9 protein-coding genes, 1 tRNA gene and 3 rRNA genes are annotated in these 15,643 nt (G+C 42.7%); 5 read left to right on the top strand and 8 right to left on the bottom strand.

Going from position 1 to position 15,643, the window contains the following annotated elements:
* Positions 1 to 126 precede the first annotated feature (126 nt).
* Together smrA and HUU81_RS17535 are read left to right on the top strand one after the other, a co-directional pair.
* On the top strand, positions 127 to 705 hold the full coding sequence (smrA, locus tag HUU81_RS13210) for a DNA endonuclease SmrA (protein ID WP_199609411.1): 579 nt from the start codon (positions 127 to 129) through the stop codon (positions 703 to 705).
* Positions 706 to 902: 197 nt separating this feature from the next.
* Positions 903 to 1,028, top strand: a complete 126-nt coding sequence (locus HUU81_RS17535) for a hypothetical protein (RefSeq protein ID WP_267983417.1) — start codon at positions 903 to 905, stop codon at positions 1,026 to 1,028.
* A gap of 124 nt (positions 1,029 to 1,152) precedes the next feature.
* Here HUU81_RS17535 and HUU81_RS13215 read toward each other — a convergent pair whose 3' ends face one another.
* The 3 genes from HUU81_RS13215 to purL all read right to left on the bottom strand — a co-directional run bounded on the left by HUU81_RS13215 (position 1,153) and on the right by purL (position 6,859).
* On the bottom strand, positions 1,153 to 1,923 hold the full coding sequence (locus HUU81_RS13215; RefSeq protein WP_199609412.1) for an enoyl-CoA hydratase-related protein: 771 nt from the start codon (positions 1,921 to 1,923) through the stop codon (positions 1,153 to 1,155).
* A gap of 20 nt (positions 1,924 to 1,943) precedes the next feature.
* Positions 1,944 to 2,864 carry a 2-hydroxyacid dehydrogenase gene (locus HUU81_RS13220; RefSeq protein WP_199609413.1) on the bottom strand — a complete coding sequence of 307 codons (921 nt, stop codon included), beginning with the start codon at positions 2,862 to 2,864 and terminating at the stop codon, positions 1,944 to 1,946.
* Between the two features lie 107 nt (positions 2,865 to 2,971).
* Entirely contained in the window at positions 2,972 to 6,859 is a 3,888-nt protein-coding gene (gene purL / locus HUU81_RS13225; RefSeq protein WP_199609414.1) for a phosphoribosylformylglycinamidine synthase, read from the bottom strand.
* A 143-nt stretch (positions 6,860 to 7,002) separates the two neighbouring features.
* Between purL and mltF the strand changes: the two genes are divergently transcribed.
* Together mltF and HUU81_RS13235 are read left to right on the top strand one after the other, a co-directional pair.
* Positions 7,003 to 8,424, top strand: a complete 1,422-nt coding sequence (mltF, locus tag HUU81_RS13230) for a membrane-bound lytic murein transglycosylase MltF (RefSeq protein ID WP_267983418.1) — start codon at positions 7,003 to 7,005, stop codon at positions 8,422 to 8,424.
* Between the two features lie 119 nt (positions 8,425 to 8,543).
* Entirely contained in the window at positions 8,544 to 8,711 is a 168-nt protein-coding gene (locus HUU81_RS13235; RefSeq protein WP_199609416.1) for a hypothetical protein, read from the top strand.
* A gap of 6 nt (positions 8,712 to 8,717) precedes the next feature.
* On the opposite strand, the gene tadA is transcribed toward HUU81_RS13235, so the two are convergent.
* Positions 8,718 to 9,203, bottom strand: a complete 486-nt coding sequence (gene tadA, locus HUU81_RS13240; RefSeq protein WP_199609417.1) for a tRNA adenosine(34) deaminase TadA — start codon at positions 9,201 to 9,203, stop codon at positions 8,718 to 8,720.
* Positions 9,204 to 9,388: 185 nt separating this feature from the next.
* Here tadA and HUU81_RS13245 point away from each other — a divergent pair, with 185 nt between their 5' ends.
* Entirely contained in the window at positions 9,389 to 9,604 is a 216-nt protein-coding gene (locus HUU81_RS13245) for a hypothetical protein (protein ID WP_199609418.1), read from the top strand.
* Positions 9,605 to 10,257: 653 nt separating this feature from the next.
* Here the strand turns inward: HUU81_RS13245 and rrf are convergent.
* The 4 genes from rrf to HUU81_RS13265 form a co-directional block, all read right to left on the bottom strand.
* Positions 10,258 to 10,372 (bottom strand): 5S ribosomal RNA (rrf, locus tag HUU81_RS13250).
* A gap of 156 nt (positions 10,373 to 10,528) precedes the next feature.
* Positions 10,529 to 13,413 (bottom strand): 23S ribosomal RNA (locus tag HUU81_RS13255).
* A gap of 297 nt (positions 13,414 to 13,710) precedes the next feature.
* A tRNA-Ala gene (locus HUU81_RS13260) sits at positions 13,711 to 13,786 on the bottom strand.
* Positions 13,787 to 13,880: 94 nt separating this feature from the next.
* Positions 13,881 to 15,421, bottom strand: a 16S ribosomal RNA gene (locus HUU81_RS13265).
* The 16S, 23S and 5S rRNA genes sit together here with 1 tRNA gene alongside, the layout of an rRNA operon.
* Positions 15,422 to 15,643 lie beyond the last annotated feature (222 nt).

A 15,643-nucleotide genomic window follows, 5' to 3' on the forward strand; every position in this document is an offset into this window, starting at 1 on the left:
AAAACTAAATCCCAACCAAAAATTTGCCGTCATATGACGGCATTTTTTTATCCAAGATAAAATCACTCCATTATTCTGACTGGTTAAGATAAAATTAAATAATCGAATAGCTAACTGGTTAAGCAGATGAAAAAAGATGAATTAAGCTTGTTTCTTGAAGAAATGAATGATGTTAAGCCTCTGTCAACTAGCGATAAGCATACATTCAATCACGACTTTGTAGTCACTGAAGCGCAATTAGAAAGACAAAAAGCAGCTCAAAAAGAAATAGAAGATGATATTAATCACCTTTCAAATGAATACGTAGAGTTGGTTGAGCCAGATGAGATACTTTCGTTTAAGCGAGGAGGAGTACAGGAAGGCGTTTTCAAGAACTTACGATTAGGCAAGTACGTAATTGATGCCACATTAAACCTCCAAGGGGTAAACTTACAGCAATCTCGTGTGCAACTTTTTCAATTTATGCAAGACTGCATGAAAAGAAATATACGCGCAATATTAATTTCTCACGGAACGGGTAAGCACAGTAAGCCCCATCCAGCATTATTAAAAAGCTATATCAATAAATGGCTTCAAGAACTCACAGAAGTCCTTGCCTTCCATACCGCATTGAAACACCATGGAAGCTACGGTGCCACGTATGTGCTATTGAAAAAAAGCGAGAAATTAAAACAAGAAAATAGAGAGAAACACGCCAAAAGGTAACCATAAATAACAAAGCCCAGTACAACAATATGCATGTTTTACTGGGCTTGCTAATTTTTTTTGCCACGTCAATTGTAAAGCTTTTCAATCAACTACTACGCAATACTACGTAAAATTATCTATTTATTAAAATGCTTACTTTTTAAAAAATAAAATAGGCTGCATGCGCTTTCGTAAATAGGGTAGACACTCCCATAATGAAAACAAACAAAGCAACAGTTGTTAACCGAAAACCCTTGCTGGAAGACTTAGCCATAGCAGCCCCCAAACAGGTAGATTATTATTTTTATTATGTGAACATAAATGCCACCACAAGTGGCTAGTTCAGTTAGGGAGTGTAATAAAAAACTAACTTGTTAACAAGCCCTTGCTCCACTATTTGCAGAGATAAATGTTCCAAAAACACCTTTTCAGTAAGCACCTTGGTTTACATAATTTACATTTTATTTAACTTTTATTTTTAGAGGAGATACGCTCTTTAAGACGACTAATCATCTCATGAGCGTCCGGTTGCTGCAATGACCACATTTGTTCAGAAAATTCCGCCTCCAACGCGTCCTGTTGACTGGTGTATTTTTGATTTTCTCTTAGCGAGCGCTTTGTTCTTACTAATACCTCTTTCGGTGTATGGGTCAAATTATTAGTAAGCAACTTCACTTCAGGCATAAAATTAGCTTTAGATACACATTTAAGCACTAAGCCGCACTTTTCTGCTTCAGCCCCACTCATCTGATTACTCAGTAATAAAAGGTTTACTGATTGTTGCCAACCAACAGTTTTAGGTAACATCCAAGTATGTCCGCCCCCCGGATGAATGCCTATTTTCATAAAACGCGTATCTAAATAACTATCAGGTGTAGCTAACCTAATATCACAGGCGAGCGCTAAGTTCATTCCTGCCCCAACGGCCACCCCATTTATTCCTGCAATTGTGGGTAAATTACAATACGCCACAGCCATAAATGCATCATAAATAGCCCTTATTCCTTCTCCTTCACCATCATGTGCCGCTATTAAGTCAGATAAGTCAGCACCTGCACAAAACGCACTTCCTTCACCGCTAATGAATATTGCTTTTATTTTCTCGTTTGACTCTAATTGACTGACCGCTTGCTGGAATTCCTCACTCATTTTAGCTGACATTAAATTAGATTTTGCAGGGTTATTAAGCATAATAATCCCAATATGATCTTCAATCCTGATATTTACTAGCGGCACATTTTGCTCCTTTATTATTCTTAGTACCCTTTATCGCGATCAATAGTATTTCGCATAGGACACTCTTGTTCGACTCGTTTGTAGTTATCTACAATTTGTTCAATCACGGTTTTCATGTCTGTCACTGCAGAAACGTGTGGCGTCATTGAAATTTTCTCATGGTGCCAGAACGGGTGTTCACTGGGTAATGGCTCTTGCTGAAAAACATCTAAATAGGCGTGCGCAATTTGTTCATTGTTTAACGCCGAAATTAAGTCGTCATCCTTTACGTGTTTACCTCTTGCCACATTAATTAAGATTGCATCAGGCTTCATTGCTGCAAACGCTTTATCGTTTAATAATTCGTGCGTTTCCTGCGTTAATGGTAATAAACAAATAACGCAATCAGCTTGGCTCAAAGTAAAATTTAAACCACTTTCTCCTGTTGTTGATTCGACATTTTCAATTTGCTTAGCGGATTTACTCCAGCCAATCACGTTGTACTTTAATGAGCGCAAATAAGTGGCAACAGCAGTACCTAATTCACCTAGGCCTAATATTCCCATTGTGTTTAATACCCTTTGTCTTCTCGGTTTCCACGTCATTAATACTTGATTAGCAAAATGAGTAGATAGCCTAAGCTGGTGATGGAGTAAAATACCATGAACGTATTGGCACATTTGCTCTGAAAGGTTATCGTCCACAATTCTAGCTATAGGCACATTTGGCAAGTGAGTATCAGCTAAAATCCCATCAACGCCCGCTCCAAATGAGGAAATCGCTTTGAGATGATTGAAGCGAGTTAATGAACCGTGTTCGTGATGCCACACTAATGCCATTGTTACTTTGTCTGGTTCGTCAACATCAGGCCAAACTTGTACCGTTTCTCTGCCTAATTGCTCGCTTAAACCGTGAACCAGCTTATCAACGTTTCTATTTGGAATATTAATTAATAGTGTCATTTATTCGCGTCGGCTCTAAATTAATGTAATAACTATATATCTATGATGACAAAAAAGCCCGCGTCTTGCGGGCTATGGTATTCAGTCACGAAGAGAAGTAAGTATAATTAGCCCACATTCACTCGCGCATTTCTAAACATTCTCATCCATGGGCTATCCTCTTGCCAGTCTGATGGGTGCCAAGAGTTTGCAACTGTTCTGAATACACGCTCTGGATGAGGCATCATAATCGTGACACGCCCATCACTTGACGTTAACCCAGTTATCCCTTCAGGTGAACCATTTGGATTTGCAGGATACTGTGATGTTACCTTTCCGTAGTTATCTACATATTTCAATGTAACAACATTACTTTGCAGTGCATGCTTAATTGAGTCATCACTAGAAAACTCTGCTCTACCTTCACCATGAGATACAGCAATAGGAATTCTCGAACCTTCCATGCCATTAAAGAAAATCGAATTATTCTTTTGCACTTCTACAGAAGCAAACCTAGCTTCAAATCGCTCAGATTTATTTCGTACAAAGCGTGGCCATAATTCAGTACCAGGGATAAGCTCTTTCAATGTAGAGAGCATTTGACAGCCGTTACACACACCTAATGCGAATGTTGATTGGCGATTAAAGAAAGCTTGGAACTCATCTCTCGCTTTGTCGTTAAATAGAATAGATTTTGCCCAGCCTTCTCCAGCGCCCAACACGTCACCGTATGAAAAACCACCACATGCAGCTAAACCATTAAATTGTGCCAAGGTTACTTTCCCTGACAACACATCACTCATATGAACATCAACAGCTGTGAAGCCTGCACGATCAAACGCAGCTGCCATTTCTAAGTGAGAGTTAACGCCCTGCTCACGTAGAATAGCAATTTTTGGTGATGTACCTTTTAAAATGTACGGTGCTGCTACGTCTTCATTAATATCGAATGTTAACAGCGGGCTAATTCCCGGGTCGTTATTATCCGTTTTAATTTCCAGCTCTTGCTCAACACAATCTGGGTTATCACGCAACATTTGCATATTATGCGTGGTTTCAGCCCATATTTTACGGTAATGATTTCTTGAGTGCTTAAGTACAATGTCGCCCTTATTTTGCACTCTGATTTCATCATCAGTGTTTAATGTACCAATCACATGTGACATGGCAGATAAACCATTTTCGTCAAGCAAATTCATTACCGCATCTAAATCACTGCTTCTAACTTGAACAACAGCTCCTAATTCTTCATTAAATAGTGCATGTAATGGTTGAGTTGATAATTCTGATATATCAATATCAACACCAGTGTGCCCTGCAAACGCCATTTCAACTAAAGTAGTAAACAAGCCACCATCTGAACGGTCATGATAAGCCAATAACAACTCTTCATTATTCAGTTGTTGAATGCTATTAAAAAAGCCTTTTAATAATGAAGGTTCATCTAAATCAGGGGTAACATCACCTAGCTGCTTGTATACCTGCGCAAGACATGAACCACCCATACGGCTTTTCCCACGACCCAAGTCAATTAACACTAATGATGTTTCGCCTTGGTCTGTCATTAACTGCGGTGTCAATGTACGACGTATGTCTTCAACTTTGGCAAATGCTGTAATCACTAAGGAAAGTGGTGAGGTAACCGCTTTCTCTTGGTTACCTTCTTGCCATTTTGTTTTCATTGACATTGAGTCTTTACCAACTGGAATTGTTAAGCCCAACGCAGGACATAACTCTTCACCTATAGCTTTGACCGCTTCATACAAGCCAGCATCTTCACCTGGGTGACCTGCAGCAGCCATCCAGTTAGCAGATAACTTAATACGTTTAAGCTCGCCAATATCGGCGGCGGCAATGTTGGTAATCGACTCAGCTACCGCCATGCGCGCTGACGCACCATAATTAAGTAATGCGATTGGAGTTCGCTCCCCCATTGCCATTGCTTCACCATGGTATGTATCAAAGCTTGCAGCAGTCACCGCGACATCTGCCACCGGAATTTGCCAAGGGCCAACCATTTGCTCCCTAGCCACCAACCCTGTCACACTTCGATCGCCAATCGTAATCAAGAACGTTTTTTCAGCCACTGTGGGTAAACGTAAAATGCGCTCGGCGGCATCATTCACTGAGATACCAGCAAAATCTAACTCACAACCTTCAGCTTGAAGTGTTTCTACTTGTCGATGCATTTTTGGCGCTTTACCAAGTAAAACGTCAAGGGGAAGATCGATTGGCTTATTGTTAAAGTGCTCATCCGTTAACGTTAAGTGACGCGCTTCAGTCGCTTCTCCGATAATGGCATATTCTGCACGCTCACGCTGGCAGATTGCTTCAAAAATGGCTAAGTTTTCCGGTGCAACTGCCAACACATAACGCTCTTGTGACTCATTACACCAAATCTCTAATGGTGACATGCTTGGTTCATCATTAGGCACTTTACGTAACTCAAAGTTACCGCCTCGCTCTCCATCATTGACTAACTCAGGAAATGCATTAGATAATCCTCCCGCTCCCACGTCATGAATAAACGCGATTGGATTATTTTCACCCATCTGCCAACACTTATCGATCACCTCTTGGCATCGGCGTTCCATTTCAGGGTTTTCACGTTGTACAGATGCAAAATCTAAGTCTTCGTGAGACTGACCAGAAGTCATTGATGAGGCAGCACCGCCACCCAAGCCTATGTTCATCGCAGGCCCACCTAATGCAATAAGTTTCGCACCAACTGGAATAGTCCCTTTTTGTGTGTGCTCTGGACGAATATTCCCAAGCCCTCCAGCAAGCATAATTGGTTTATGGTAACCTCTTACTTCGCGTCCATTATGGCTTACAACGTCTTCTTCATAAGTTCTGAAATAGCCTAATAGATTCGGTCTACCAAATTCATTATTAAAGGCTGCGCCGCCTAATGGGCCTTCTAACATAATATCTAACGCAGAAACGATTCTATCTGGCTTACCAAACTCTGTTTCCCATGGCTGTTCATGACCAGGAATTTTCAAGTTAGACACTGAAAAGCCAACTAGACCCGCTTTTGGTTTTGAACCGCGTCCCGTGGCACCTTCGTCACGAATTTCGCCACCCGAGCCTGTGGAAGCACCAGGCCAAGGTGAAATTGCAGTTGGATGGTTGTGCGTTTCAACTTTCATCAAAATATCTATTTGCTCATGATGATAGTCATATTCATTCGAGTGTGTATTTGGAAAAAAGCGCCCAGCTTCTGAACCATGCATAACAGCTGCATTATCTTTATAAGCCGAAGTTACGTAATCTGGCGTCGCTTCAAAGGTGTTCTTAATCATCTTAAATAATGATTTAGGCTGCTCCTTCCCATCAATCGTCCAATCAGCATTAAAAATTTTATGACGACAATGCTCTGAGTTTGCTTGTGCGAACATGTATAGTTCAATATCGTTTGGATTTCGCTCTAGCTTAGTGAAGTTATCAAATAAATAGTCCACTTCATCATCAGCAAGCGCTAACCCCATTTCAACATTGGCGTCATCAAGTGCTTTCTTACCTAACGATAAAATATCAATCTGCTTTAAAGGTCGTGGGGAATCACTTAAAAATAACTGCTGCGCATCGTCTAACGACGCTAGAACCATTTCTGTCATTCGATCATGTATCAACGAAGAAATGGTATTCACCTCTGAATCTGCTAAATTTGAATCAATATAGTAAGCAATACCTCGCTCAACACGCTTTACTTTTGTTAAGCCGCAATTCGTAGCGATGTTAGTTGCTTTTGATGACCAGGGAGAGATTGTGCCTAAGCGGGGAGTGATGAGGAGAAGTTTGCCTTGTGGTTTATGTTCTGTAATCGTGGGACCGTATTTAAGGAGTTTATCTAATTTATTTTTTTCATCTTCCGTTAAAGGTTCCGTAATTTCTGCAAAATGAACATATTCTGCGTATATACTTTTGAGAACAATATTGTTCGTTCGAAAGGAGTTCAAAAGTTTTTGAACACGAAACTCAGAAAGAGCTGGAGCACCACGAAGAATTAACATAGGAGTCTCACCCGTTTAGTGTTAATGGATCTTAAGAATGTGGCTGCAAATTATAAGGGAAATCAATCCAATAATTAAGCACAAAGTGACCTTAGTAGACATATTTGATATAACAGTGACAATTCAAGAAAAATAATTATCTGGTGACCACAATTAATTTAAAAAAAATAAGTCTCTTTTGTTTACTAAGCATGCTAAGTGTTGTTTTATTTTTATCAACACAAGTACACGCTAGTAATGAACTTATCAAAATTCGTGAACGTGGCTCAATAAGAGTTGGGACCTTATATGGCCAAACTTCATATTATCTTGGTCCATCTGGCCCGGTGGGATTTGAGTATGAACTAGCCAACGCATTTGCAAAATTTCTTGGTGTGAAGCTAGAAGTGGTTCCTAGTTATCATATCTCTGAACTTTTCCCGATGCTCGAAAATGGACAAGTAGATATTCTTGCAGGTGGCTTTACCATTACACCAGAACGTAGAAATAAATTTCGCTTCTCTCCAAGTTATACATTAGTCAGCCAAAAGTTAGTATTTAAGCAAGGTAACAAAAGGCCTAGAAAGGTATCTGACTTAAAAGGAGTATTGGTCGTAACATCCGGCAGCAGCCATGCTGAAACATTAAATCTGATGGCTAAGAATAACCCTGATTTAACTTGGGCAGAATCAGCTGAACGAGATGCTGATGAATTACTTCAAGCCGTACTTGATGGTGAGATTGATTATACAATTACAGATTCTAATACACTCGCAATTAATCGTCGTTATTACCCTGATCTAAGCATTGGCTTTACCGTTGCCAATGAAATGCCAAACTCATGGTTACTTAAAAAGTCTGATGACGATAGTTTGTATGCACTAACCATTGAGTTTTTTGGAAATTGGCATAAAAGCGGAAAATTGCTCGCACTCGAAGATAAATACTTTGGGCATGTGAGAAAATTCAATTATGTTGATACACGTCTATTTATTAAAGCCGCCAAAGAGGTGTTGCCAAAATATAAAGCTCTGTTTCAAAAGTATGCAGATGATGTTGATTGGCGCTTACTCGCAGCGCAAAGCTACCAAGAGTCATTATGGGATCCTAAAGCGCGCTCACACACGGGAGTAAGAGGTATCATGATGTTAACCTTACCTACCGCTAAGCAAATGGGAATTAAAAGCAGATTAAATGCTGAACAGAGCATTAAAGGTGGAGCTAAATATTTAAATAATTTAATTAAACGGATCCCAGATCGTATTAAACAACCTGATCGGCTATGGTTTGCAATAGCGGCTTATAATATAGGTTGGGGACATATTGAAGATGCCCGTATTATTACCCAGCGCCACGGTGGAGATCCTGATAAATGGATTGATGTAAAAAAGCGCCTGCCCTTATTAAGGCAGAAAAAATACTATAAAAAAACCAAGTATGGGTATGCAAGAGGAAATGAGCCTGTCACTTATGTCTCTAATATTCGTCGCTATTACGACACTTTAGTGTGGCTGGATGAGCAACATAAAGATCAACAGAAAAAGAATGAGCTTAAAAGTGATTTAGCTGAAAAATCAGATGAATAGCTTATATTTATACATAAATAATGCTCCTGTCATCTAAGGGATGTATTATTCACCTAAGGTTTTGCTAAAAAAAATATAAAAATAGTTAAACTACATTTAATTTCATCAGGGAGTATAAGATGTTACGTCGCCGTAAGTTTAAAAAAGTAACTCGCAAAGCATTTGTAAATAGTGCTAGAAGAAGAATAGCTAGAAACAATATTCACTTGAAAATTATAGCCCGTAGAAGAAGATTCGGCTTTGACTTAATGAATGAAGAAGAGACGCAAGAAACCTCTTCTTCATAATTATTGTTACTTGGTAAATTTGCTTTCTTTTTCTAATTTCTTTTCAGCTCTTCTTCTCTTGAAGAAGTCAGATATCATAGAAGAACATTCAGATTGTAATACACCATGCTCTACTTCGATCTGATGATTGAGACTTGGATGTGCAACCAAATTCATAATTGAACCTGCACAACCTGTTTTATAATCACTAGCACCAAATACTAATCGTTTAATTCTACTGTGAACTAGCAAACCTGCGCACATGGGACAAGGTTCAAGTGTGACATATAGCGTACAATCAATCATACGGTAGTTTTCTAGGTACTTTGCCGCTTGCCGTACCGCAATCATTTCCGCATGGGCACTAGGGTCGTGTGTAGTAATAGGTTTATTCCAGCCAGTACCTATCACCTTTTCGTTATGAACTACTATTGCACCTACAGGGATCTCGCTTATCGCACCAGCTTGATTAGCAGCTTTAATCGCCAATCGCATCCAATCTTCGTCAGTCATAAAAAATTTTCTTAACTTTTAATGTGCTAAATTATACATTAACTTTTAGTCAAATTTACTAATTGTTCGCAATGCTAGCTGCATGCGATTGAGAGGCTAATGCAACAGATTGTTTTTATTGATTTTTTATTTTGGTACGATATTTGATAAGATTAAAACAAATAAATTAAAAAGGAAGATAAATTATGGGTGTTTTCGATGTAGCATTTGCAGCAATTATTTGTGGCGCGATAGTGAGTATCTATGAGAGTAAAAGACGCGCACAAAAACAAAAAAATTATTCGCCTGATATTAATAAACATCAACAAGAAATTGAGCAATTGAAAAGCCGCATAGCAGCACTTGAAGCAATCGTAACCGATAGCAACTACCAATTAAAAAAGGAATTTGAAAGGCTATAATATTAACAACTAAAATAAGTTTACTTCATTTCGCCAACGACTAAGTGTTAGTAAAGCACATAGATTGGCGAAATATCCTTATAAACAAATCGTGATATAGTAAACAACTATCTTCAATCAACGACTCTTACCATAGCTTAATAGTAAACTTTAAGCGCTTTACCGTTTGCATATAAAGGTATTACTGCCAGCTCTTCCGTAGGCCTTTAATCATCAACCAACTGCATAAACCAATAATAGATTTATTAAAGCAATAACTTGACACGATAACGGCTTGTATCTGTTTGATAACAATCTCAAGCGAATATATTCAACTTGAAGTAGTTAAAGTATTTGCTAAATCAAATGCTTTCAATGATTAAGTGCCAAATAGATCTCTGGGCTCCCTACCATTCAACGAATGATGTAGGCACTTGGTTGGTAACTGCTAATATTATCGATAGCTAATTATCTTAGATATACACACTACCCCGGCTACCTTGTAGCGTATTGAGCAATTTATTCCTAAATACATACAGCTCAGTACTAGAGCCTAAATACCGAGTCTTTAACGCTGAATGCTAAATGATGCATGCCACTTACTGAATGCTCACTACCAAACCCCACATAGCAAAAAACCCGCTCACAGTGTGAACGGGTTTCTTTAATAGGGAGCCTGGCGATGTGCTACTCTCACATGGGATCTCCCACACTACCATCGCCGCTGTTGCGTTTCACTTCTGAGTTCGAAATGGAGTCAGGTGGTTCCACAACGCTATTGTCACCAGGCAAATTCTTTTATAACAATACAGGAAAAGCAAGGCCTCCATGAATGGAGGTCATACTGGAAATTGTCATAACAATTCCAGTGATAATTAAATCAGTGTCACTCAATTGATGTCTATCAATCAATCTCGTTAGCGCTTCACACAACTTTGGTGTTGTATGGTTAAGCCTCACGGGCAATTAGTACAAGTTAGCTTAACGCCTCACAGCGCTTCCACACCTTGCCTATCAACGTTGTAGTCTTCAACAACCCTTTAGAGAACTTAAAGTTCTAGGGATGACTCATCTCGAGGCTCGCTTCCCGCTTAGATGCTTTCAGCGGTTATCGATTCCGAACATAGCTACCGGGCAATGCCACTGGCGTGACAACCCGAACACCAGAGGTTCGTCCACTCCGGTCCTCTCGTACTAGGAGCAGCCCCTCTCAATCATCCAACGCCCACGGCAGATAGGGACCGAACTGTCTCACGACGTTCTAAACCCAGCTCGCGTACCACTTTAAATGGCGAACAGCCATACCCTTGGGACCGACTTCAGCCCCAGGATGTGATGAGCCGACATCGAGGTGCCAAACACCGCCGTCGATATGAACTCTTGGGCGGTATCAGCCTGTTATCCCCGGAGTACCTTTTATCCGTTGAGCGATGGCCCTTCCATTCAGAACCACCGGATCACTATGACCTACTTTCGTACCTGCTCGACGTGTCTGTCTCGCAGTTAAGCTGGCTTCTACCATTACACTAACCGTACGATGTCCGACCGTACTTAGCCAACCTTCGTGCTCCTCCGTTACTCTTTGGGAGGAGACCGCCCCAGTCAAACTACCCACCAGACACTGTCCACACTCCAGATAATGGAGCAATGTTAGAACATCAAACATACAAGGGTGGTATTTCAAGATTGGCTCCACCATATCTGGCGACATGGTTTCAAAGCCTCCCACCTATCCTACACATGTAGGCTCAATGTTCAGTGTCAAGCTGTAGTAAAGGTTCACGGGGTCTTTCCGTCTAGCCGCGGGTACACTGCATCTTCACAGCGATTTCAATTTCACTGAGTCTCGGGTGGAGACAGCGTGGCCATCATTACACCATTCGTGCAGGTCGGAACTTACCCGACAAGGAATTTCGCTACCTTAGGACCGTTATAGTTACGGCCGCCGTTTACCGGGGCTTCGATCATGAGCTTCGCTTACGCTAACCCAATCAATTAACCTTCCGGCACCGGGCAGGTGTCACACCGTATACGTCATCTTTCGATTTAGCACAGTGCTGTGTTTTTAATAAACAGTTGCAGCCACCAATTTTCTGCGACCGCCGTCAGCTTATGGAGCAAGTCCAATCACCGACAGCGGCGTACCTTCTCCCGAAGTTACGGTACCATTTTGCCTAGTTCCTTCACCCGAGTTCTCTCAAGCGCCTGAGTATTCTCTACCTGACCACCTGTGTCGGTTTGGGGTACGATTCGTTATTATCTGAAGCTTAGAAGCTTTTCCTGGAAGCAGGGCATCAATGACTTCCACTCCGTAGAGTGTCGTCTCGTGTCTCAGCCTAGTGTCAGTCCGGATTTACCTAAACCGACAGCCTACTCACTTTCACGTGGACAACCAACGCCACGCTCACCTAGCCTTCTCCGTCCCTCCGTCGCAATAATAACAAGTACAGGAATATTAACCTGTTTCCCATCGACTACGCCTCTCGGCCTCGCCTTAGGGGTCGACTCACCCTACCCTGATTAACATGGGATAGGAACCCTTGGTCTTCCGGCGTGGGGGTTTTTCACCCCCATTATCGTTACTCATGTCAGCATTCGCACTTCTGATACGTCCAGCAAGCCTTACGACTCACCTTCAACCGCTTACAGAACGCTCCCCTACCACTCACCTAAAAGGTGAATCCGCAGCTTCGGTGGCATGTTTAGCCCCGTTACATCTTCCGCGCAGACCGACTCGACCAGTGAGCTATTACGCTTTCTTTAAAGGATGGCTGCTTCTAAGCCAACCTCCTGGCTGTCTGAGCCTTTCCACATCGTTTCCCACTTAACATACACTTTGGGACCTTAGCTGGCGGTCTGGGTTGTTTCCCTCTTCACGACGGACGTTAGCACCCGCCGTGTGTCTCCCGAGTATCACTTTACGGTATTCGGAGTTTGCATGGGGTTGGTAAGTCGGGATGACCCCCTAGCCCAAACAGTGCTCTACCCCCGTAAGTGTCCGCTCGAGGCACTACCTAAATAGTTTTCGGGGAGAACCAGCTATCTCCCGGTTTGATTAGCCTTTCACTCCTAGCCACAGGTCATCCCCTAACTTTTCAACGTTAGTGGGTTCGGTCCTCCAGTGCATGTTACTGCACCTTCAACCTGCCCATGGCTAGATCACCGGGTTTCGGGTCTATACCTTGCAACTCGACGCCCAGTTAAGACTCGGTTTCCCTACGGCTCCCCTAATCGGTTAACCTTGCTACAAAATATAAGTCGCTGACCCATTATACAAAAGGTACGCAGTCACCGAACAAGTCGGCTCCCACTGCTTGTACGTACACGGTTTCAGGTTCTATTTCACTCCCCTCACAGGGGTTCTTTTCGCCTTTCCCTCACGGTACTGGTTCACTATCGGTCAATTGGGAGTATTTAGCCTTGGAGGATGGTCCCCCCATATTCAGTCAAGATATCACGTGTCCCGACCTACTCGATTTCACAACAAATTCGTCTTCGTGTACGGGGCTATCACCCTGTATCGCTGTGCTTTCCAGCACATTCCACTGACTTGTAAGCTGCTTAAGGGCTAATTCGCGTTCGCTCGCCGCTACTAGCGAAATCTCGGTTGATTTCTTTTCCTCCGGGTACTTAGATGTTTCAGTTCTCCGGGTTTGCCTCTTATAGCTATGTATTCACTATAAGATACCTGCAAGCAGGTGGGTTTCCCCATTCGGAAATCGTGGTCTATAACGGTTTTTATCACCTTAACCACGCTTATCGCAGATTAACACGTCCTTCATCGCCTCCAATTGCCTAGGCATCCACCGTGTACGCTTAGTCACTTAACCATACAACCCAAAATTGTTTGACCAACTTTGTGTTAGTATGCGCTAGTTTTGTCCAAAGATGGACAATGTCGTTATGATTAATAACGACGCTCTATGAGTAATTGATTGATAATCGCAATTGCGACACCACCAAATAGAGTGACATTTACGTCATTAGCGTATGAATCAACAGTTGCCTGTTGCTCAGTTATTCATACGCTGGATTTAATTATCAGCTTTTCCACATTGTTAAAGAGCAGTTTTGAGCAGAAGCTCAAAAGTAAAGATTCTTGGTAAGAACATTTAGTTTTGAGTTATTGGTGGAGCTAAGCAGGATCGAACTGCTGACCTCCTGCGTGCAAGGCAGGCGCTCTCCCAGCTGAGCTATAGCCCCAATATACAAGCACCGTTAGGTGTGTTGTTCTTTGCTCTGACTTTGTAATCTAATCATCTGTGTGAACACTCGACAATAGCGTCGAATCTTTTGGTAAGGAGGTGATCCAGCCCCAGGTTCCCCTAGGGCTACCTTGTTACGACTTCACCCCAGTCATGAATCACTCCGTGGTGATCGCCCTCCCGAAGGTTAGGCTAACCACTTCTGGAGCAACCCACTCCCATGGTGTGACGGGCGGTGTGTACAAGGCCCGGGAACGTATTCACCGTAGCATTCTGATCTACGATTACTAGCGATTCCGACTTCATGGAGTCGAGTTGCAGACTCCAATCCGGACTACGATAGACTTTATGGGATTCGCTCCACCTCGCGGTCTTGCTGCCCTTTGTATCTACCATTGTAGCACGTGTGTAGCCCATCCCGTAAGGGCCATGATGACTTGACGTCGTCCCCACCTTCCTCCGGTTTATCACCGGCAGTCTCCTTAGAGTTCTCAGCATTACCTGCTAGCAACTAAGGATAGGGGTTGCGCTCGTTGCGGGACTTAACCCAACATCTCACAACACGAGCTGACGACAGCCATGCAGCACCTGTCTCAGAGTTCCCGAAGGCACCAAACTATCTCTAGTAAGTTCTCTGGATGTCAAGGGATGGTAAGGTTCTTCGCGTTGCATCGAATTAAACCACATGCTCCACCGCTTGTGCGGGCCCCCGTCAATTCATTTGAGTTTTAACCTTGCGGCCGTACTCCCCAGGCGGTCTACTTAATGCGTTAGCTGCGCAAAACAGTTCTTGACGAACCGAGCTGCTAGTAGACATCGTTTACGGCGTGGACTACCAGGGTATCTAATCCTGTTTGCTCCCCACGCTTTCGCACATGAGCGTCAGTATCGAGCCAGAAAGCTGCCTTCGCCATCGGTATTCCTTCAGATCTCTACGCATTTCACCGCTACACCTGAAATTCTACTTTCCTCTCTCGTACTCTAGTTAACCAGTTTCAAATGCAGTTCCCGGGTTGAGCCCGGGGCTTTCACATCTGACTTAATTAACCGCCTGCGTGCCCTTTACGCCCAGTAATTCCGATTAACGCTCGCACCCTCCGTATTACCGCGGCTGCTGGCACGGAGTTAGCCGGTGCTTCTTCTGCGAGTAACGTCACAGCTGACAGCTATTAACTGACAACCTTTCCTCCTCGCTGAAAGTGCTTTACAACCCGAAGGCCTTCTTCACACACGCGGCATGGCTGGATCAGGCTTGCGCCCATTGTCCAATATTCCCCACTGCTGCCTCCCGTAGGAGTCTGGACCGTGTCTCAGTTCCAGTGTGGCTGATCATCCTCTCAGACCAGCTAGGGATCGTTGCCTTGGTGAGCCATTACCTCACCAACAAGCTAATCCCACTTGGGCTAATCTTAAGGCGTGAGGCCCGAAGGTCCCCCACTTTGGTCCGTAGACATTATGCGGTATTAGCAGTCGTTTCCAACTGTTGTCCCCCACCTTAAGGCATATACCCAAGCATTACTCACCCGTCCGCCGCTCGTCATCTTCTAGCAAGCTAGAAATGTTACCGCTCGACTTGCATGTGTTAGGCCTGCCGCCAGCGTTCAATCTGAGCCATGATCAAACTCTTCAATTAAAAGTTTTGTTGAAACCGAAGTTTCAGCTCAATGAATTCTGTATATATTGACTGTTGAGTCACTCTACAAAACTATTGAGATTTAAATATCGTATTGAGCCGAAGCTCTTAGATTCTAATCTCTATTGTGAGTGCTCACACAGATGATTGATTACAAATTGTTAAAGAACAGTGCTTGGTGCTGGTTGGTAACTTGTTACCGTTTAGCTCGAAGCGGGATGC

Origin of the sequence: Flocculibacter collagenilyticus (genome assembly GCF_016469335.1) — a bacterium.
Lineage (GTDB): Bacteria > Pseudomonadota > Gammaproteobacteria > Enterobacterales > Alteromonadaceae > Flocculibacter > Flocculibacter collagenilyticus.